Raw genomic sequence first — 18,564 nt, 5'->3', positions numbered from 1 at the left:
CTATGGCGTGATCACACTGGCGTCAGTAGGCCAAGCCCATGGAACGAGTGGTTTCATCACCCAGGTAGACCCGGATGCTGAGGAAGTCGGTGGGGCAGGCGGTTTCACAACGCTTGCAGCCAACGCAGTCTTCGGTGCGGGGGGAGGAGGCAATCTGACCGGCCTTACAGCCATCCCAGGGCACCATCTCGAGCACATCGAGGGGGCAGGCACGCACACACTGGGTGCAGCCGATGCAGGTGTCGTAGATCTTGACGGCGTGGGACATGTACCCGGTGCGAACGAGGTCGTGACGCAAACGTACCCGTGCCACCGCTGAGCCACGCAGTAGCCGTCACTGTTGTTAATGAGCTGGCTCGTGCTTCATGCCACCACAGGCCCTCCCCGTAAGATGCAGCGTCCCGTAGCCACGGCCATGTCCCAGGAAGCGATCCTCGAGAAAGTCCGTTCCATCGTCGCGGAGCAACTCAGCGTTGATGCCGGTGAGGTGAAACCCGAGTCCAACTTCCAGAACGACCTGGGCGCGGATTCCCTCGACACGGTGGAACTGGTGATGGCCCTGGAAGAGGCCTTCGACATCGAAATTCCTGACGAAGCCGCTGAGGGCATTACCACCGTGGGTGACGCCGTCAAATACATCGAAGACAAGCAGGCCTGAGCAACGTCATGGTGGACGGTCTCCATCGCGTCGTCGTTACGGGCCTCGGCGCGGTCACACCGATCGGCAATACGGTTCAGGACTACTGGAGCGGCCTGATCTCCGGACGCAACGGGGTTGATGCCATCACCCTGTTTGATGCGTCAGCCCATGCCTGTCGTTTCGCAGCGGAAGTCAAGGACTTCGACCCTGCTGGGTTGATTGAACCGAAGGAAGCCAAACGCTGGGATCGCTTCTGCAAGTTCGGTGTCGTGGCCGCCAAACAGGCCATCGCTGATGCCGGTCTCACGATTTCCGACGCCAACGCCGATCGCATCGGCACGATGATTGGTTCCGGCGTGGGCGGTCTGCTCACCATGGAGACCCAGGCTCACGTGCTGGAGGGCAAAGGACCGGGACGGGTGAGTCCGTTCACGGTGCCGATGATGATTCCCAACATGGCGACGGGTCTTGCCGCCATTGCCTTAGGCACCAAGGGGCCGAGCTCCGCCGTGGCCACCGCTTGTGCCGCCGGCTCCAATGCCATCGGAGATGCCTTCCGGCTGCTCCAGCTGGGCAAAGCCGACGCCATGGTGTGCGGTGGTGCCGAATCGGCAATCACCCCTTTGGGGGTTGCCGGCTTCGCCAGCGCCAAGGCCCTGTCGTTCCGCAACGACGACCCCGCCACCGCTAGTCGCCCGTTCGACAAGGAACGCGACGGCTTCGTAATCGGCGAAGGTGCCGGTGTGCTGGTGCTCGAAACGCTGGAGCACGCCCAAGCCCGCGGCGCCACGATCCTCGGTGAAGTGGTGGGCTACGGCATGACTTGCGATGCCCACCACATCACCTCACCCACACCGGGCGGTGTCGGCGGCGCTGAAGCGATGCGACTGGCCCTGGCTGATGGCGGCATCGATCCTTCGGAGATCGATTACGTGAACGCCCACGGCACCAGCACCCCCGCCAACGACAAAAACGAGACCTCGGCCATCAAGAGTGCTCTGGGGGATCGTGCGCTGCAGATCCCAGTGAGCTCCACCAAATCGATGACCGGCCACCTGCTGGGTGGATCGGGCGGCATCGAGGCGGTGGCCTGCGTGCTGGCCCTCCAGCATGGGGTCGTGCCCCCGACCATCAACCACACCAACCCGGATCCTGACTGTGATCTGGATGTCGTGCCCAATCAGGCGCGGGATCAGACACTGGGAACGGTGTTGTCCAACTCCTTCGGCTTCGGCGGCCACAACGTCTGCCTGGCTTTCAAACGCGCCAGTTGAGCCTCAGGCTCTCATCGTGCGTCACAATCGCCCCAACTTTTCCTTCTAACACCATGGTCGCTGCGCCCGCGTCTCTCGACACGCTCTGCATCAACAGCATCCGGATGCTGGCCGTCGATGCCATCAACAAGTCCAAGAGCGGCCACCCCGGCCTGCCGATGGGCTGCGCACCCATGGGTTACGCGCTGTGGGACAAGTTCCTGAAGCACAACCCCAAGAACCCCAAGTGGTTCAACCGCGACCGCTTTGTGCTGTCGGCTGGTCACGGCTGCATGCTGCTGTACGCGCTGCTGCACCTCACCGGCTACGACTCGGTGTCGATCGACGACATCAAGCAGTTCCGTCAGTGGGGCTCCAAGACGCCCGGCCACCCCGAAACCTTTGAAACTCCTGGCGTGGAAGTGACCACCGGCCCCCTGGGCGCTGGCATCTCCAACGCCGTGGGTCTGGCGATCGCTGAATCCCACCTGGCCGCCAAGTTCAACAAGCCCGGCGCCACCCTCGTGGATCACTACACCTATGTGGTGATGGGTGATGGCTGCAACCAGGAGGGCATCGCTTCGGAAGCCTGCTCCCTGGCCGGCCACCTGAAACTGGGCAAGCTGATCGCCTTCTACGACGACAACCACATCACCATCGACGGCCGCACGGACGTGTCCTTCACCGAGGACGTGCTCAAGCGCTACGAGGCCTACGGCTGGCATGTGCAGCACGTGGCCGACGGCAACACCGATGTGGACGCCATCGCCAAGGCGATCGAAGCCGCCAAGGCCGTGACCGACAAGCCGTCGATCATCAAGGTGACCACCACCATCGGCTACGGCTCCCCCAACAAGGGCGACACCGCCGGCGTGCACGGTGCACCCCTGGGTGAAGACGAAACCGTTCTCACCCGCCAGCAGCTGGGCTGGGAGTACGGCCCCTTCGAGGTGCCCCAGGAGGCTTACGACCAGTTCCGTCAGGCGATCGAGCGTGGCGCCAGCCTCGAAGCCGAGTGGAACCAGACCCTGGCCACCTATCGCACCCAATTCCCCGCTGAAGCGGCTGAGTTCGAGCGGATGCTCCGCGGTGAACTGCCCGAGGGATGGGACAAGGATCTGCCCACCGCTGGCCCTGACGAGAAGGGTCTGGCCACCCGCAAGCACTCCCAGATCTGCCTGGGTGCCCTCGGCCCCAACCTGCCCGAACTGATCGGCGGCTCGGCTGACCTCACCCACTCCAATTACACCGATATCAAGGGTGAGACCGGCTCCTACCAGCCTGAAACCCCTGAGAAGCGTTACCTGCACTTCGGCGTGCGTGAGCACGCCATGGCGGCCATCCTCAACGGCATCGCATATCACGACAGCGGCCTGATCCCCTACGGCGGCACCTTCTTGGTGTTCGCCGACTACATGCGCGGCTCGATGCGCCTGTCGGCCCTGAGCGAGCTGGGTGTGATCTACGTGCTTACCCACGACTCCATCGGCGTCGGTGAAGACGGCCCCACCCACCAGCCGATCGAGACCATCCCCTCCCTGCGCGCTATGCCCGGGATGCTGGTGTTCCGTCCTGGCGATGCCAACGAGACCAGCGGCGCCTACAAGCTGGCGATTCAAAACCGCAAGCGCCCCAGCGCTCTCTGCCTCAGCCGCCAGGGCATGGCCAACCAGGCCAACTCCTCGATCGACAAGGTCGCCAAAGGTGGTTACGTGCTGGAGGATTGCGACGGCACCCCTGAGCTGATCCTGATCGGCACCGGCACCGAGCTCGACCTCTGCGTCCAGGCTGCCAAGCAACTGACGGAAGCCGGCAAAAAGGTTCGCGTGGTGTCCATGCCATGCGTAGAGCTGTTCGACGAGCAGAGCGACGCCTACAAAGAAAAGGTGCTCCCCAACGCCGTACGAAAGCGCATGGTGGTGGAAGCCGCTGAATCCTTCGGCTGGCACCGCTTCATCGGCCTCGACGGCGACAGCGTGACCATGAACCGCTTTGGTGCTTCCGCCCCCGGTGGCACCTGTCTGAAGGAGTTCGGTTTCACCGTGGAGAACTTGGTGGCCAAGGCCAGCGCCCTATTGGCCTGATCAACGACGGTCCAATCGAAATTTCAGACCCCTTGCTACGGCAGGGGGTCTTTTTTGTTCAACAAAAAACCCGGCTCCTGAATCAGAAGCCGGGCATGCGAGCCAATTCGGAGTGGCCGCGTCAGTCAGCCTTATCGAGCTTCACAGGGGTGAGCTCTGCTGCTCCACGAGCTTCCAACACCTTCTCCAGACCTTCGATGTCCTCTTCGGTGATCTTGGTCTGCATCGGGCAGTGCTTGGGTCCACACATGGAGCAGAACTCGGCCTGCTTGTAGATGTCCGCCGGCAGCGTTTCGTCGTGGTACTCCTTGGCGCGCTCGGGATCCAGCGACAACTCAAACTGCTTGTTCCAGTCGAAGTTGTAACGGGCGCGGCTGAGCTCATCGTCACGATCACGGGCACCGGGGCGATGGCGTGCGATATCAGCCGCATGAGCTGCAATCTTGTACGCGATCAGGCCTTCACGCACGTCTTCCGCGTTGGGCAGACCGAGGTGCTCCTTGGGGGTGACGTAGCAGAGCATCGCCGTGCCATGCCAGCCAGCCATGGCCGCACCGATCGCTGAGGTGATGTGGTCGTAACCGGGAGCGATATCGGTGACCAGTGGACCCAGCACGTAGAAGGGAGCCTCGTTGCACTCCTCCATCTGCTTCTTCACGTTGAACTCGATCTGGTCCAGGGGCACATGGCCAGGACCTTCCACCATCACCTGCACGTCGTGCTTCCAGGCACGACGAGTGAGTTCTCCGAGGGTCTTCAGTTCAGCCAGCTGAGCAGCATCGGAGGCATCGTGCTGGCAACCGGGACGCAGGGAATCTCCCAACGAGAAGGTGCAGTCGTAGCGCTTGAAGATCTCGCAGATGTCATCAAACCGCGTGTACAGCGGGTTCTGGCGATGGTGATAAAGCATCCACTGGGCCAGGATTCCGCCGCCGCGGCTCACGATGCCGGTGAGACGCCCCTTCACCTTGGGCAGGTGCTCGATCAGCAAACCCGCGTGGATGGTCTGGTAGTCCACACCCTGCTGACAGTGCTTCTCGATGATGTGAAGGAAATCATCCTCATCGAGCTTCTCGATCGAGCCGTGCACGCTCTCCAGGGCCTGATACACCGGCACAGTGCCAATCGGCACAGGAGATGCATCGATGATCGCCGTGCGCACCTCATCCAGGTTCACGCCACCGGTGGAGAGGTCCATTACCGTGTCGGCGCCGTACTTCACCGCCAGCTTCAGCTTGTTCACCTCCTCGGCAGCATCGGAGGCATTGGGAGAGGCGCCGATGTTGGCATTCACCTTGCACTTGCTGGCGATGCCGATCGCCATGGGCTCAAGGCCGGTGTGATTGATGTTGGCGGGGATGATCATGCGGCCCCGGGCCACCTCCTCCATGACCAACGATTCGGGCAGATTTTCCCGTTTCGCCACGTAGGCCATTTCTTCAGTCACCACCCCCTGACGGGCGTAATGCATCTGAGACACATTGGCCTGGCCCTTACGGGGAGACACCCAGGAAGCGCGCATGATCAGAACTGCAATGGGAAGCCAGAGGTCGGCAACGGCCTGTTCGATCACGCTGGTCACTTCCCTTCGCCGGCATGACCCGGGTCAGGTTCAGAGGGTGTGATCTCAGCCCCGTCGACCAGAAAACCGATCGAGGCACCCCTAGTGGTGTTTGAAAGCTAGCAAGCGTGCCTGACTTTCCAGGTCAGCTCGACTGCAGACCATTCAGAGCAGCTGCCACCACACGGTGATCACTGTCCTGCTGAAGCGGCTGCAACAGCGCTCTGGCCTGAACACCAACGGCCTGCCCGGCACCATCCCGCACCAGACGCCCGAGAATTTCGGCCCCGCTTACCCGCACCGTCCCGTCGGGATCTGCGATCGCCATCGTCGCCAGCTCCATCAACCAGGAGAGATTGATCTCCGGCTGCTCGGCCAGCGCCGAAAGAATGCTGCAGCGCACCAGCCAGGCGTCATCAGCGGCGAAAGCGTTTTGCAGGAGCGGCCAGGCCCGATCCACGCCATAGCTGGCCAGTGCATTGGCCGCTTCCGCCCGCACATTCGGGTCCTCATCGTTCACCAGCAAGCGCCTCAACACGTCCCAGCCCTGCTCGGTGCGCTTGTAGCCCAGGCCACTGCAACTAAGGGAGCGCACCAGGAAGGGCTTTTGCTCGGTGCCCAGCACCAGCAGCGGCACCGCATCAGCGTCGGAGACAAACCGGAGCTGGGTCAAAGCCGGCATGGCGCGCACCGGATCGCCGCTGGCAATGGCCTCCTGCAGCACGGCGAGATCTGGGACGGGGGTGTCGGAAGACTCAGTCATGCCATCAGTCTCACGGAGAAGAGTGCCGACTGCTGCGCAACGCACTCAGGATCCGGGCGCGGTGCCGGCGACGGCCCACTGCGCTACTGATCATCAGGCCGGTTCCCACCAGCGCCGCCGGCAGGGCCTGAATCCGATCCCTGCCCTGGCGTTGTTGCACCGCCACCAGCGCCAGCATCAGCAGCAACGGAGCACCGAGAGAGACAAAACTGAGCGACAAGCGCTTCATCAGACCGACTGCACCTCCATCCATTCCAAAAGGGTGGCGGTGAGCACCTGAATGCCGACCCCCAAGGCCCGCTCATCCAGCTGAAACCGGCCGTGATGCAGTGGCGCACAGCCATCCGGCCCGGCCACCCCAAGCCTGAGCATGGTGCCGGGCACATCCCGCAACAGCTCGGCGAAGTCTTCAGCCCCCAACGACGGCAGATCAACAGGCAGAACCTGGTCCCGGCCCAGCAGCTGTACAGCTCGGCCTTCCATCAGATCGGTGAGACCGGGGTCGTTGTGCACCGGTGGAGCAATGCAGCGGTAGCTCACCTCCGCCTCGCCACCACCACTGCGGCAGATCGCCTGCACGGTGTTGTCGATCCAAGCCGGCAATCGCCCATGCAGATCCAGATCCAGGCAACGCACCGTGCCCAATAGGCGCACCCGATCGGCGATCACATTGAAGGCCCGGCCACCCTCCACCCGCCCGAAGCTGATCACCACCGGCTGCAGTGCATCGAGGCGGCGACTGATGGCTTGCTGCAGTTCGGTCACCACCCGAGCGGCAAGCCAGATTGCATCCACCGCCTGATGAGGACGGGCACCATGCCCGCCTTCCCCTTGGATCTGGATCTCCAGTTCTCCCGCTGCTGCGGTGAGGCAACCGCGGCGGATGCCCACGCTGCCCCCCGGCAGATTCGGCACCACATGCACGCCAAAAAGGGCGTTCAGCCCGTCGGTGGCGCCGGCATCACGCATCCAGACCGCCCCCTGAGCCAGCTCCTCAGCAGGTTGAAACAGCAAACGAACCCGAAAGGGCAACTCCTCCCTGGCCCCCAACAGCCGTGCCACACCAAGTCCGATGCAGGTGTGCAGGTCATGGCCGCAGGCGTGCATCACCCCCTGACGGGTGGAGGCAAAGGAGAGACCGGTGCGCTCCTCCACAGGCAGGGCATCCATATCCACCCGCAGACCAACCGTGGGGCCATCCAGCGGACCGGCTTCTGCCACAACCCCCGTGCGTCCTACGCCCTCCTGAACGCGCCAGCCGCAGGCCCGCAACTCTCCAGCCACCAGGGCTGCCGTCTGATGCTCCTCGCCGCTGAGCTCAGGGTGGGCATGCAGATGTCGGCGCAGCTCGATCAGCTCGGGCAGGGCCTGATCCAGGCCGTTCAACAGCTCATGATCCAGCACCGTCAGCGCTCCTCTAAAGCCAGAAAGGCCATCAGCTGCTGGGTGGGTTGCGGCGGCCAACGCCGCACATCAAGCAGCCAATCCTTCTGGCGATAACGGGTGTCGAGGCCGGCAGCCGCGGCCCAATGGCTTTCGGCTTCACCGGAAAAGCCCCCTTGCCAGAGCAGGCCGCTGAGGGCGGCCCGGGCATCAGCAAAGAGGGGATAACGGCGGATCAACTTGCGCAGTTCAGCCTCAGCCCAAACCAGATCCTGCTGCTGCCATGCCGCCAGGGCGGCACTGGAGCGGGCCATGGCGAAACCGGGCCGTGCATGAGCCGCCTCTTCGTAGAGGCGTCTGGCGCTGTCCCAATCCCCCGTGGAACCGCGCACATTGCCGAGGTTGTACAACGCGGAGGCATCCGTGGCGTCCCGCTCCAGGATCCAGAGGTAATCCGCTTCAGCGGCAGCCCAGTCCTGAATGCTTTCCTCAGCAGTACCCCGGTTTAAGTGCGGATCCGGTTCCTCTGGAGCCAGTTCGATCGAACGGGCCTGATCGGCGATTGCCCCATCGGGATCTCCAAGGGCCAGACGCACATTGCCGCGGTTGCTCAAGGCAGCGGCATCGTTTGGAGATAGCTCCAGCACCTGATCCCAGAGCGGCAGCGCTTGCACGAAGTCTCCGCTCTGACTGGCCTGGAGAGCCCGGCCGTAGAGCGATTCCAAATCCTCAGCTGCAACGGTCTGAGGCAGGAGCAACAGCAGACCAACCAACAGCGCGGCAAACAAGCGCGTCATGCCACCTCCTGCTCGCGGAGATGCGCGCGGGCGGCTTCGGTGAGCATCCGGCCTCGCGGCGTGCGTACCAGTAGCCCTTGCTGGAGCAGAAAGGGTTCCACCACCGATTCCAGCGTGGTGGGATCTTCCCCGAGGGCAGCAGCCAGGGTTTCAAGGCCTACAGGTCCACCATCATGGTGCTGATCCAGTTGCGCCAGTAGACGTCGATCACCGGCATCCAGGCCACGATGGTCGACCCGATGCAGGCTCAGGGCCTGGCTCACCAGACCTTCATCAATCTGGTTCTGTCGCCCCTGAACACAGGCCACATCACGGACCCGGCGCAACAGACGGTTGGCGATCCGCGGCGTGCCGCGGCAACAGCCCGCAATGCGACGGCAGGCCCCAGCGGAGAGGGACACTCCGAGCAGATCAGCGGTTCGAGACACGATCGCCTCCAGATCCTCCTGGCCGTAAAACTCAAGCCGCTGGATCAGGCCGAAACGGTCGCGCAGCGGTGAACTGAGCGATCCAGCCTTGGTGGTGGCCCCCACCAGGGTGAAGGGTGGCAACTCAAGAGAGCGGGTGCGCGCTGTGCTGCCCTTGCCAACGGTGAGGTCCAGCCGTCGATCCTCCATCGCGGGGTACAGCAGCTCCTCCGAGACCCGGTTGAGGCGATGGATCTCGTCGATGAACAGCAGATCCCGTGGCTGCACATTGACCAGGAGACCCACGATGTCCCGGGGACGCTCAAGGGCCGGAGCACTGGTGATGCGGCAGGTCACCCCAAGTTCTTCGGCCAACACCAGGGCCATGGTGGTCTTTCCGAGACCTGGAGGGCCGTAAAGCAGCACATGATCCAGGGCGTCACCACGGCCGAGGGCCGCCTGAACGGCGATTCCCAGCACCTGCTTCAGTTCGTCCTGGCCTATGTAGTCGTCCAGTCGCTTGGGACGCAAACCATCGTCGGGACGCCCGCTCGATTCCTCGGGCAACGGCTGCGCATCGAGCACCGGCTCACGACGGGGCGCAGAGGAGCCGGCGTTGGAGGAGACGATCGCCATGCCGGAAGGGTACCCAGACCTGGATAGGGTCGGGAGACGCAGCCGCAGCCATGGCCAAGGGGGGAGCGAAAAAAGCAGCCGCAGCCGCGGCCCGTGCCGCAGCCAATCGGATGCTGGCGGACAATCGTCAGGCCAGGCACCAGTACGAAATCCTAGAAACCCTGGAAACGGGCATTGAACTGGTGGGGACCGAAGTGAAGTCGATCCGCAACGGAAAGGCCAACCTGCGGGACGGCTTCTGTCTGATCCGCAACGGTGAACTGCAACTGCACAACGTGCACATCTCACCCCACAGCCATGCAGGCGCTTACTTCAACCACGACCCGCTACGCACCCGCAAGCTGTTGGCCCACCGCCGCGAAATCGACAAGCTGCGCGGTCAACTCGATCAGAAAGGCCTCGCCCTGATCCCTTTGAACATCCACCTCAAGGGTTCCTGGATCAAGCTCACGATTGGGCTGGGCAAAGGCCGCAAGTTGCACGACAAGCGCGCTGCCGAGAAGGAGAAGCAATCGAAGAAAGAGGTGAAAGCGGCGATAGCCCGCTTCTGATTCATTCCATCGGGTCGAAGTCCGACTCCTCCGCTTCGTTCATCTCAGGTGCATCGACGTCAGGCTGCTGAACCATTTGGGGCTGCGGCGGTGCATCAGCGCGGCAGGACAGGGTTAGCACGCCGGACGCAACACCGTCATTCACCACCAGCACCTGCACCGGTGATCCCGCCTCGGGAGGGAGGCTGACCACCCGAAGTGGGCCTCTGGCCGCCAGCACCTGGCCATCCGAACCGAACACTGTCATCTCCATCAACGGTGTGCCGTTGATCCCCAGCACCAGCGACGATCCCACTGGAACCGTCACCGCGATCAAACGGGCTCCGCCCGACGACACCCTGAGCGAGCGGGTGGTGACTTCAACGGATCGCGCAGCAATCGTGTCGATGCTGATTCCCTTGAGAGTCTCGATCGCGGCAGCGATCCAAAGTTGGCGGTAGGGCTCCTCAACTGGGCCTGCACTGACATCCCCGGGGAGAACGGTGCGCGCGGCGGCAGTCACCAGCGCCTGAATCACCCGAGGGTGAACGTCCTGCTGGATCAGGATCTGCTTCTGCTTGTCCCAGTCCTGGTTGTCGAGCTGTCCCAGCCGGGCGCGGATCGCTGGCGGCAGTTGCTCAACCCGGGCCAACCACTCCTCGGACAAATCGTCCCAAACCTGCCTCAGCGGACCGTCGTCTATGGAGGCAGAAGGCAACCGCCCTCCCCGCTCGGGGAAGCGGCTGAGCCAGCTGCTGTCCACCAGTCTGAGGAACCAGGTGCGGTTGACCTGCAGCGCCCGCAGGCGGTTGAGCAACTGCTGTCGCGGCTCTGAATTTTTAGTTTGAGATGGTGGCTGCGGACTGACCAGCTCCCGTTCCGCACGCTTGGAGTCGGTTGCAGGGGAATCCCCCGAACCTGATCCGCGGGAGAGGAACAGCCAACCAATCAGCGTTCCTAGCAAAGCTGAGATCACCAGAGCGGCGACTACGGGCCATACACGCCCCTCTGCGGCACGCTCGCGTTGGCTGGCGCTGACACGGGCCATCTCCGACCTCCGGACCGGACGAGCTTCAGAGCCCGCAAAATTCCTCACTCGATCGTAAGGACGCTGCGGCAATGAAGAGCTCGCTTTAGGGTCCGCGGCGAACGTTGAACCTGGTCTTGCAGCTGAACACCCTTCTTGAGGTACGTGATCGCAGTGAGGCGTTGATCGATCCCCTGGAACTGGAGGATCTGGGCCTGCAGGGAATGGCGGATGCCAGTCCGCCGAAGTGGCACCTGGCTCACACCAACTGGTTTTTTGAGACATTCCTGCTGCAACCCCATCTCAAGGGGCACGAGCCCTGTGATCCCCGCTGGGCTTATCAGTTCAATTCCTATTACGACAGCGTTGGTGATCGTCACCCCAGACCCCAACGGGGATTACTGAGTCGGCCCACCGTCAAGGAGATCCTGCGCTGGCGCTCACGGGTGAATGACGGTCTGGAGGAATTGCTCCAAGCACCCGATGAAACGAGTCTTCAGCTCCTGGAGTTGGGTCTGCAGCACGAACAGCAGCATCAGGAGCTGTTGTTGATGGACCTCTTGGATGGCTTCAGCCGTCAACCGCTGGAACCTTGCTATCACCGTGAGGCAGACCTCAGCATCCAGACCGCATCCGACGGATGGCTGAGCTGCGACGAAGGTTTGGTGTCCATCGGCCATAGGGGAACGGGCTTCCACTTCGACAACGAAGGTCCCCGTCATCGCGCGTGGCTGGATGGGTTCGAGATCCGCAATGACCTGGTGAGCAATGGCGCGTTCCAGGCCTTCATCGCGGACGGTGGTTACTCGCGCCCGGATCTCTGGATGAGTGAAGGCTGGAGCCTCTGTCAGCAGAACGGCTGGATCGGCCCGCGCTACTGGCGTGGTGTACAGGAGGAATTCACCCTGGCCGGCCGCCAGCCGCTGGATCCGGATGCTCCTGTGCGGCACTTGAGCTGGTTTGAAGCGGATGCCTTCGCCCGCTGGAGTGATGCCCGTCTGCCGACCGAAGCTGAGTGGGAGCACGCCGCTGCGGTGCACGGCGAAGCCCTGCTCCACAGCCATGGGGTGTTGTGGCAGTGGACAGCAAGCCCATATCGCCCCTACCCCGGTTTTGTGGCACCGCCCGGCGCCATCGGCGAATACAACGGCAAATTCATGAGTTCTCAGTTTGTGCTGCGGGGCAGTTGCTGGCTGACGCCCCCCGGCCATAGCCGCGATACCTACAGAAATTTCTTCCCACCCGCCAGCCGTTGGATGGCCGCAGGCCTGCGGCTGGCGCGATGACCATCGAATTGCTGGATCTCCACCCCGAGCCCGCCGATCTGCGGCGGCTTGTGGAAGAGGGCCTGCGCTCTAGCCCCAGGCAGCTGCCGGCCTGGCTGCTGTACGACGGCGAGGGCTCACGGCTTTTTGCCGCCATCTGTGAACAACCCGAATACAGCCTGACGCGCACGGAACTGGCCCTGCTGGACCAGCACGCGAAGGCCATGGCTGCTGCGGTGGGCAAAGGAGTCATGGTGGAATTCGGCATCGGTCATGCCCCCAAGGTGTCCCCCCTGTTGAACGCCATGGAGGCCAGCAGCTTTGTGGCACTGGACATCAGCCGTTCGGCGCTACAGGAAGCGCTGGAGGGTCTGAAGGCGGATCATCCGACGGTTTCGATGCTGGGAATCTGCTGTGACCACAGCCAGCTGGACGTTCTGCCGGCCCATCCACTGCTGGACGGGCAACCCCTTGTGGGATTTTTTCCTGGAAGTTCCCTGGGCAACTTCAGGCCAGATGAGGCCGTCGAGCTGCTGAGGCGGTTTCGCCACCTGCTCCGCGGTGGGCCGCTGCTGCTGGGGCTGGACCAACCGCGCGATCCAACGCTGCTGGAGGCCGCATATGACGATGCGGCAGGGGTCTCTGCGGCCTTCGCACGCAATCTGCTCACACGGCTGAATCGCGATCTGCAAGGAGACATCGACCCAACATCTTTTTCCTATCGAGCCCGTTGGCAACCACAGGCGAGTCGCATCGAGATGGCACTGGTAAGCCGTTGCGATCAGACGCTTCAGCTGGCAGGGCGACCCTGGTCCTTCACCAGCGGTGACCTTTGGATCACCGAACACAGTGTGAAGTACAGCCCAACCGCAGCTGCCGATCTAGCCCTGCGCGCCGGTTGGAGGATCGAGCAACGCTGGCATGACGCTGAGGATCACTTATCGATGCATCTGCTCCTGCCGGCAGACTGAACAATGAATTCCAGGCGAGTGGATGAAAACCGAGGAACGGCGTCAGGCGATCAAGCAGCAGCGCGAGCAGCTGATCCAGGAGCTGGAGGCTGTGTACCTGGCTGCATTTGATCGTCTTGGTGGACTGGAGGGAGCAGTCGGCGAAGTGAAAGCGGCGCAGTTAGCTCAGATGATCCTCAACTCAAAGACAGCCGCGATCGAACCCCTGGAGACCGAGATCGAGAAACCGGTGATCACCACACCGGGGAGCAACCCATGAGCAACTGGCTGGAGCAACTGGAACGGGAGCTGGACCAACGGCTGGCTGCGTTTCTGAGCCAAAACCCCGTCCAGGAGCAGTTGTTCAGGCAGCAACATCAGCTGGACCGGGCTCGGTCCCTGCAGCGCCAACGGCAGCAATTGCAACAGGATGCCGAGGAACAGCGAAAACAGCTTCTCGCTCTTGCCGCAGACGTCCGCGCCTGGACGGAGCGCACGGAGCGAGCCAAACGCGCCGGAGAGAAGGAGCTCAGCAAACGAGCTGAACAGCATCTCAACGACCTGATGAATCAGGGACGAACGCTATGGATGGACCTGGCAGACCTCGGCCGGCGCTTCAAGGAAGTGGATCAGCAACTCAACGAACTAAGCCGGCAACAGCGCAGCGGTGTGTCTTCCCTTGATCGGGACTGGGCTCTATTTGAAGCCGACCAGGAACTGGAGCAATTGCGTCGTGATGCTGGTCTGAGCTGACTCAGGCCTTGGGGGCGGGGGGCTCAAGGCTGACACCCTCGGGCGGAGGCGTGGGATCCGGGTCCGCAATCAGCATGTGCTGCAGCACGATTTCAGGGCGCTCGCTATCGCGCCAGCGAATCCGATAAGCAGGCATCTTGGTGCCACGGCTGGTGGTCTGCTCCACCGGTTCCATCACCCAACCCCGGCGGGAACGGCCCTGGGGGTTGCGCTTGACCACAGCATCAGCGTGCTTAAAGCGGAACCCAACGCGCTCTCCACTCATGGGATTCGGATCATGCCACTTAGTGCATTATCCCATTGCGGGGGCATCCGCCGCCCTGGGCTCCGGCCGCAGAAGCGGGAAGGCAATGACATCACGGATCGATGGGCTATCCGTGAGCAGCATCACCAAACGATCGATACCAATACCCAACCCACCGGTGGGAGGCATGCCCACCTCGAGGGCCGTGACGAAGTCTTCATCCAACCCCTGCGCTTCGAGATCCCCGGCAGCCTTACGGGCCTGCTGGGCCTCCAGGCGCTGCCGCTGATCCACCGGATCGGTGAGCTCACTGAAGGCATTGGCATGCTCGCGGCCAACGATGAACAGCTCAAAACGTTCCACCAGGCCGGGTTTGCTGCGGTGAGGCCGGGCCAACGGTGAAATCTCCACCGGGTAATCGGTCACAAAGGTGGGTTGAATCAGCGTTGTCTCCACCGCCTGCTCGAACGCTTCATTCAGCAGACGCCCCACGGAATCGGCCAGTTCAGGTGCATGCAGGCCCTTGCCGGTCATCGCTACAGCCGCCGCCTCCCGACTGCTGAAGCTATTGAAATCAAGACCGGTGGCTTCCTCCACTAGCTCATGCATGGTGGCCCGTCGCCAGGGGGGGCTGAGATCAATCTCGGTGTCCTGGTACGTGATCTGGCAACTGCCGCACACCTCCTGGCAAACGGCGCTGACCATCTGCTCAGTGAGCTCCATCATTCCGATGTAATCGGAGTAGGCCTGATAGATCTCCACCGAGGTGAATTCCGGGTTGTGGCGGGTGCTGACCCCTTCATTGCGAAAGATCCGGCCCAGCTCGTACACCCGCTCGAAGCCACCCACCACCAGGCGTTTGAGATGCAGTTCGGTGGCGATGCGCAGGGTGAGGGGAAGATCAAGAGCGTTGTGGTGGGTCTCGAAGGGCCGAGCATCGGCACCGCCCGGTTCGCTCTGCAGCACCGGAGTCTCAATTTCGAGAAAATCACGTTGATCCAGCCAGCGGCGGATGCCGCTCACCAACCGTGCCCGGCGGCGGAAAGTCTCCCGGCTGTCCGGCGACACGATGAGGTCGAGATAGCGCTGGCGGTAGCGCTTCTCCACATCGGCCAGGCCGTGCCACTTATCCGGCAGCGGTTGCAGCGCCTTGGTGAGCATGCGCCAATCGCTCACCTTCACCGACAACTCACCGCGATCGGTGCGGCGCAGCGTGCCGCTCACCCCAAGCCAGTCGCCGCCATCGACCAGACCGGTGATCTGCTTGAACCAGCCCTCCTGCTGCGCCTCCAGGCCCGCTTTCTCCAGAAACAGCTGAATGGTGCCGGTCTCATCCGCCAGGGTGAAAAAGGCGAGCTTGCCCATCACCCGCCGGGTCATCACCCGCCCGGCGACGGACACCGTCACCTCACGTTCCTCGCCATTGGGGAGGTCGGCATGGGCCTCATGCAAGGCCGCCATGCGATGGGTCGGCTCAAAGTTGAGGGCGTAGGGACCCTGGCCCAGATCAGACAGTGCCTGGCACTTCTCCAAACGGGTGTCGCGCAGCTCAGACACGGCAGACGAGGCAATCGGGCGCCATCCTGCCCGCTCGCGGGTGAATCAGGCCGTCGCCGCGGTCTCCCCCAGACGCTGAGAGCAGTAGCCGATGCCACGAACCGTGAGGATCAGCTCGGGGTTGCGTGGATCCGGTTCCAATTTGCCCCGTAAACGCGCCACGTAAACGTCCACCACCCGCAAGTCAGCAGCACGGCGCGGTGGATACCCCCACAGCTGTTCAAGAATTTCAGCCCGTGGCACCACCTCACCGGGTTCACGAAACAACAATTCCAAGAGGCTGAATTCGGTGTAAGTGAGGTTGATCCGCTCAGCACCGCGGGTGACCTGTCGGCGGTTGGTATCAACCACCAGCTCCCCGATACACATCACTCCCTGACCTGTCGGCAGCTCACGGCTCTCAATCTCTGCTGCACCACGTCCAACTCTGCGCAGAATGGTGGAGATGCGTGCCTCGAGCTCCTTGGGACTGAATGGTTTCGGCAGGTAATCGTCGGCTCCAAGGTCCAAACCAGCCACCTTCTCGGAAATGGCGTCGACGGCAGATAAAAAGATGATCGGCACGCAGGATTCGGCCCGAAGCCGCCGACAGACCGCGAAACCATCCAGCTTCGGCAGCATCACATCAAGTACCACCAGATCTGGCGACTCGCTGTGAAACAGCTCGAGCGCCTGCTCACCGTCTTCAGCGCACACGACGCGATAGCCGGAAAGTTGCAGGCGCATCACGAGCACGCGCCTAACAGCCGCCTCGTCATCAACGACGAGAACAGTGGCTTTTGGTTGGCTCAGGACGTCACCAGACATCAACCTGGCTTAACGAGTTGAAACCATACCGTTCAACCCGAACGGATTGGGGCGAAAGCGCTTCTGCCGCATTCCCTTTACCGATTCTCTTAAGGAAGTCCGGATTTGGTTAGGGCCAGCGAGCCTGGGAATAAAGGTTCCATTCCCTTGCCGCCTCCCCCAGCGCTGCGTCGCTGCTCAACTGCCCCAGCATTGAGCGCTGCAGCTGGGTGTACACGATGCTCTGCAGGCGCTTAATACCCGGCAGAGCAGGCACCAGAACCCCGGCCTGCGTAAGGGTCTGGGCGGACAGCAAACGGGCCCTGCGGATCTGCCGCTCCGGCTCGGTGGTGGGTTGTTCCTGCTCCAGAGACGAGCGCACCGCCGCCAAAGCTTTAACGGAAGAGGGCAACACCCGGGCCTGTTCAGCAAAACGGGTTTGGTTGGCAGCATTGGTGAGGAACAAAGCCAGATCCACGGCCTCCTGGGCCCGCGCACTCTGCTGCGGAACTGCCAGGGTCATCAGGGCCACATTGGCCGTGCCATCAGGTCCTGTGAGGGGCAGATGAGGTTCTGTTGCGGCGGCGATGCCCGGGGCATTCACCTGAATGCTGCGCAGAAACTCCGCCCCAGTGGACGCCATCGCTAGATCACCGCTCTGGAACAGTTCGATCGCTCGGCGCTGCCCCTGGCTGACCACCTCCCGGGGAAGCAGTCCCTGCCGGTACAGATCCGTCCAGAAGCGGAAGGCCTGACGGCCGGCTGGACTGTCGAAGGCCGCCCGGCGCTGGCCATCCAGCAGGGTGACGCCCATCTGCACCAAAGATTCCAGCAACTCCGCCGAGTCATCCGGCACGGTCGTGATGAACAGTCCGTACCGACCGGTTCGCTCGCGGATCCGGCGCGCAAAGTCTGGAATCTGCTCCCAACGGCTGGGGGGCTGATCAATGCCAGCACGCTCCATCAACCTTCGATTGACCAGGCTGAGCCGGACCGTTAAGTACCAGGGAATTGCAATCTGTCCCGCATCGGCATCGCGACAGGCATCCCAGACGGACGGTAGATAGAGATCAGCAACATGCGGTGGCAGCAGCGGCGTCAGGTCTGTCAGTCCTCCCTTGCTGGCGAGGTTGGCGGCAAACGGTGGGTTGAGATTCACCACATCGGGCGCCGTGCGGGCATAAACGGCCGCCAGCAACTTGCGCTCCACTGATCCCCAAGGGAGGTCTGTCCAGCGGACGGCTGCAGCTGGGTGGCGTAGCTGCCAGACCCCGAGCACATCAGCGAAGTAGTCATTGAATTTGGGAGCCAGCTGCAGGGTCCAGAGCTCAAGAGACCGCTGCTGCGACCGAGGTCGACCGCAGGCCGCCATCCCTGCCGCAAGAGCTCCTATCAGCAGCTTCCGGCGGCTGAGTCTCATAACAACGCCCTGCTTCGCCAGATCAGCAGTTGAACCGACGCGAGCATCGGTGCCAGCAACCCGGTGATCAGGGCCTGACACCAAAGGGTGTGCCAACCCCAGGTCTGCAGCTGTGGGTCCAGCGGCCAACCGGAAAGAATCAGAAGTTGAGCCAACACCGTGATGCCCAGCAGCATGGACCCCAGCCAAGCCAGCAAACCGAGATTGAGGCTTCGCTGGATCGGCTGGGCGCGACGCCCCAGACGACCCCACCACCAGCCAAGCAGCACCAACGCAGGGACCTGACTCCAACCCGACAGGTGCAGGCCATCCATCACCAATCCCAGCGCTAGGCCGGACAACGCTCCGGAGAGCGGACCATCCACCAACGCCCAGGGCAACAACCAGATCACAACCCAGGCCGGTGGCACGCCATCAAGGCCCAGCCAGGGGGGGGTGGCAAGGGTGGCCAACGGCACCAGAAGACTTGAGGCCACACACATCGGACGTTGATACAAACGAGCCATGG

General features: G+C 62.7%; 21 protein-coding genes and 1 riboswitch. Of the genes, 8 read left to right on the top strand and 13 right to left on the bottom strand.

The genetic code is table 11. The features are described from left to right. Nucleotides 1–22 precede the first annotated feature (22 nt). Entirely contained in the window at nt 23–268 is a 246-nt protein-coding gene (psaC, locus tag TX72_RS00725; RefSeq protein WP_006850103.1) for a photosystem I iron-sulfur center protein PsaC, read from the bottom strand. Nucleotides 269–415: 147 nt separating this feature from the next. On the opposite strand from psaC, the gene acpP reads away from it, so the two are divergent. The 3 genes from acpP to tkt are packed head-to-tail and all read left to right on the top strand — an operon-like array spanning nt 416 to nt 3,977. Continuing rightward, nucleotides 416–658 carry an acyl carrier protein gene (acpP, locus tag TX72_RS00720; protein WP_007099572.1) on the top strand — a complete coding sequence of 81 codons (243 nt, stop codon included), beginning with the start codon at nt 416–418 and terminating at the stop codon, nt 656–658. Nucleotides 659–666: 8 nt separating this feature from the next. Beyond that, nucleotides 667–1,914, top strand: coding sequence for a beta-ketoacyl-ACP synthase II (fabF, locus tag TX72_RS00715; RefSeq protein ID WP_011127019.1), 1,248 nt, complete (start codon nt 667–669; stop codon nt 1,912–1,914). A 53-nt stretch (nt 1,915–1,967) separates the two neighbouring features. Continuing rightward, on the top strand, nt 1,968–3,977 hold the full coding sequence (gene tkt / locus TX72_RS00710) for a transketolase (RefSeq protein ID WP_011127018.1): 2,010 nt from the start codon (nt 1,968–1,970) through the stop codon (nt 3,975–3,977). Nucleotides 3,978–4,098: 121 nt separating this feature from the next. On the opposite strand, the gene thiC is transcribed toward tkt, so the two are convergent. The 6 genes from thiC to ruvB form a co-directional block, all read right to left on the bottom strand. Further along, nucleotides 4,099–5,499 carry a phosphomethylpyrimidine synthase ThiC gene (thiC, locus tag TX72_RS00705; protein WP_042504076.1) on the bottom strand — a complete coding sequence of 467 codons (1,401 nt, stop codon included), beginning with the start codon at nt 5,497–5,499 and terminating at the stop codon, nt 4,099–4,101. 44 nt (nt 5,500–5,543) lie between these two features. Further along, nucleotides 5,544–5,652, bottom strand: a riboswitch (TPP riboswitch). A 31-nt stretch (nt 5,653–5,683) separates the two neighbouring features. Continuing rightward, nucleotides 5,684–6,301, bottom strand: coding sequence for a HEAT repeat domain-containing protein (locus TX72_RS00700; RefSeq protein ID WP_011127016.1), 618 nt, complete (start codon nt 6,299–6,301; stop codon nt 5,684–5,686). Nucleotides 6,302–6,311: 10 nt separating this feature from the next. After that, nucleotides 6,312–6,530: a DUF3188 domain-containing protein gene (locus TX72_RS00695; RefSeq protein ID WP_011127015.1), complete on the bottom strand. Its 219-nt coding sequence runs from the start codon at nt 6,528–6,530 to the stop codon at nt 6,312–6,314. Further along, entirely contained in the window at nt 6,530–7,705 is a 1,176-nt protein-coding gene (locus TX72_RS00690; protein WP_011127014.1) for a M20 family metallopeptidase, read from the bottom strand. The genes TX72_RS00695 and TX72_RS00690 overlap by 1 nt, the downstream gene beginning before the upstream one ends. A 2-nt stretch (nt 7,706–7,707) precedes the next feature. After that, nucleotides 7,708–8,481 carry a tetratricopeptide repeat protein gene (locus TX72_RS00685; RefSeq protein ID WP_042504070.1) on the bottom strand — a complete coding sequence of 258 codons (774 nt, stop codon included), beginning with the start codon at nt 8,479–8,481 and terminating at the stop codon, nt 7,708–7,710. Continuing rightward, nucleotides 8,478–9,524: a Holliday junction branch migration DNA helicase RuvB gene (gene ruvB, locus TX72_RS00680; RefSeq protein ID WP_011127012.1), complete on the bottom strand. Its 1,047-nt coding sequence runs from the start codon at nt 9,522–9,524 to the stop codon at nt 8,478–8,480. The genes TX72_RS00685 and ruvB overlap by 4 nt, the downstream gene beginning before the upstream one ends. Before the next feature lie 50 nt (nt 9,525–9,574). On the opposite strand from ruvB, the gene smpB reads away from it, so the two are divergent. Then, on the top strand, nt 9,575–10,075 hold the full coding sequence (smpB, locus tag TX72_RS00675) for an SsrA-binding protein SmpB (RefSeq protein WP_011127011.1): 501 nt from the start codon (nt 9,575–9,577) through the stop codon (nt 10,073–10,075). 1 nt (nt 10,076) lies between these two features. Here the strand turns inward: smpB and TX72_RS00670 are convergent, their stop codons facing one another. Further along, nucleotides 10,077–11,102 (bottom strand): hypothetical protein, encoded by a 1,026-nt coding sequence (locus TX72_RS00670; RefSeq protein WP_011127010.1) that lies wholly within the window; start codon nt 11,100–11,102, stop codon nt 10,077–10,079. 116 nt (nt 11,103–11,218) lie between these two features. On the opposite strand from TX72_RS00670, the gene egtB reads away from it, so the two are divergent. Genes egtB through TX72_RS00650 form a run of 4 tightly spaced genes read left to right on the top strand, consistent with a single transcriptional unit; the run spans nt 11,219 to nt 14,049 of the window. Then, the gene (gene egtB, locus TX72_RS00665) at nt 11,219–12,367 is read left to right on the top strand and encodes an ergothioneine biosynthesis protein EgtB (protein WP_042504066.1); all 1,149 of its coding nucleotides are present in this window, start codon (nt 11,219–11,221) and stop codon (nt 12,365–12,367) included. Continuing rightward, nucleotides 12,364–13,317: an L-histidine N(alpha)-methyltransferase gene (egtD, locus tag TX72_RS00660; protein WP_011127008.1), complete on the top strand. Its 954-nt coding sequence runs from the start codon at nt 12,364–12,366 to the stop codon at nt 13,315–13,317. Before egtB ends, egtD begins: the two co-directional genes overlap by 4 nt. Nucleotides 13,318–13,339: 22 nt before the next feature. Next, a complete protein-coding gene (locus tag TX72_RS00655; protein ID WP_011127007.1) occupies nt 13,340–13,576 on the top strand; it encodes a hercynine metabolism small protein in 237 nt (78 codons plus the stop codon). Then, nucleotides 13,573–14,049: a hercynine metabolism protein gene (locus tag TX72_RS00650; RefSeq protein ID WP_011127006.1), complete on the top strand. Its 477-nt coding sequence runs from the start codon at nt 13,573–13,575 to the stop codon at nt 14,047–14,049. Before TX72_RS00655 ends, TX72_RS00650 begins: the two co-directional genes overlap by 4 nt. 1 nt (nt 14,050) lies before the next feature. Here TX72_RS00650 and TX72_RS00645 read toward each other — a convergent pair whose 3' ends face one another. The 5 genes from TX72_RS00645 to TX72_RS00625 form a co-directional block, all read right to left on the bottom strand. Continuing rightward, a complete protein-coding gene (locus TX72_RS00645) occupies nt 14,051–14,314 on the bottom strand; it encodes a DUF8660 family protein (RefSeq protein ID WP_006851112.1) in 264 nt (87 codons plus the stop codon). 27 nt (nt 14,315–14,341) lie between these two features. Beyond that, complete coding sequence (gene lysS, locus TX72_RS00640; RefSeq protein ID WP_011127005.1) at nt 14,342–15,850, bottom strand: lysine--tRNA ligase; 1,509 nt, start codon at nt 15,848–15,850, stop codon at nt 14,342–14,344. A 45-nt stretch (nt 15,851–15,895) separates the two neighbouring features. After that, nucleotides 15,896–16,657 (bottom strand): response regulator transcription factor RpaB, encoded by a 762-nt coding sequence (gene rpaB, locus TX72_RS00635; RefSeq protein WP_011127004.1) that lies wholly within the window; start codon nt 16,655–16,657, stop codon nt 15,896–15,898. Nucleotides 16,658–16,766: 109 nt separating this feature from the next. Next, complete coding sequence (locus tag TX72_RS00630) at nt 16,767–18,056, bottom strand: ABC transporter substrate-binding protein (RefSeq protein WP_011127003.1); 1,290 nt, start codon at nt 18,054–18,056, stop codon at nt 16,767–16,769. Next, nucleotides 18,053–18,562, bottom strand: a complete 510-nt coding sequence (locus TX72_RS00625; protein ID WP_011127002.1) for a hypothetical protein — start codon at nt 18,560–18,562, stop codon at nt 18,053–18,055. The genes TX72_RS00630 and TX72_RS00625 overlap by 4 nt, the downstream gene beginning before the upstream one ends. Nucleotides 18,563–18,564 lie beyond the last annotated feature (2 nt).

This window comes from Parasynechococcus marenigrum WH 8102 (genome assembly GCF_000195975.1).
GTDB classification, from domain to species: Bacteria; Cyanobacteriota; Cyanobacteriia; order PCC-6307; family Cyanobiaceae; genus Parasynechococcus; species Parasynechococcus marisnigri.
The sequence above is the reverse complement of the archived record's forward strand: the minus strand, read 5'-3'. Positions and strand labels throughout refer to the sequence as shown.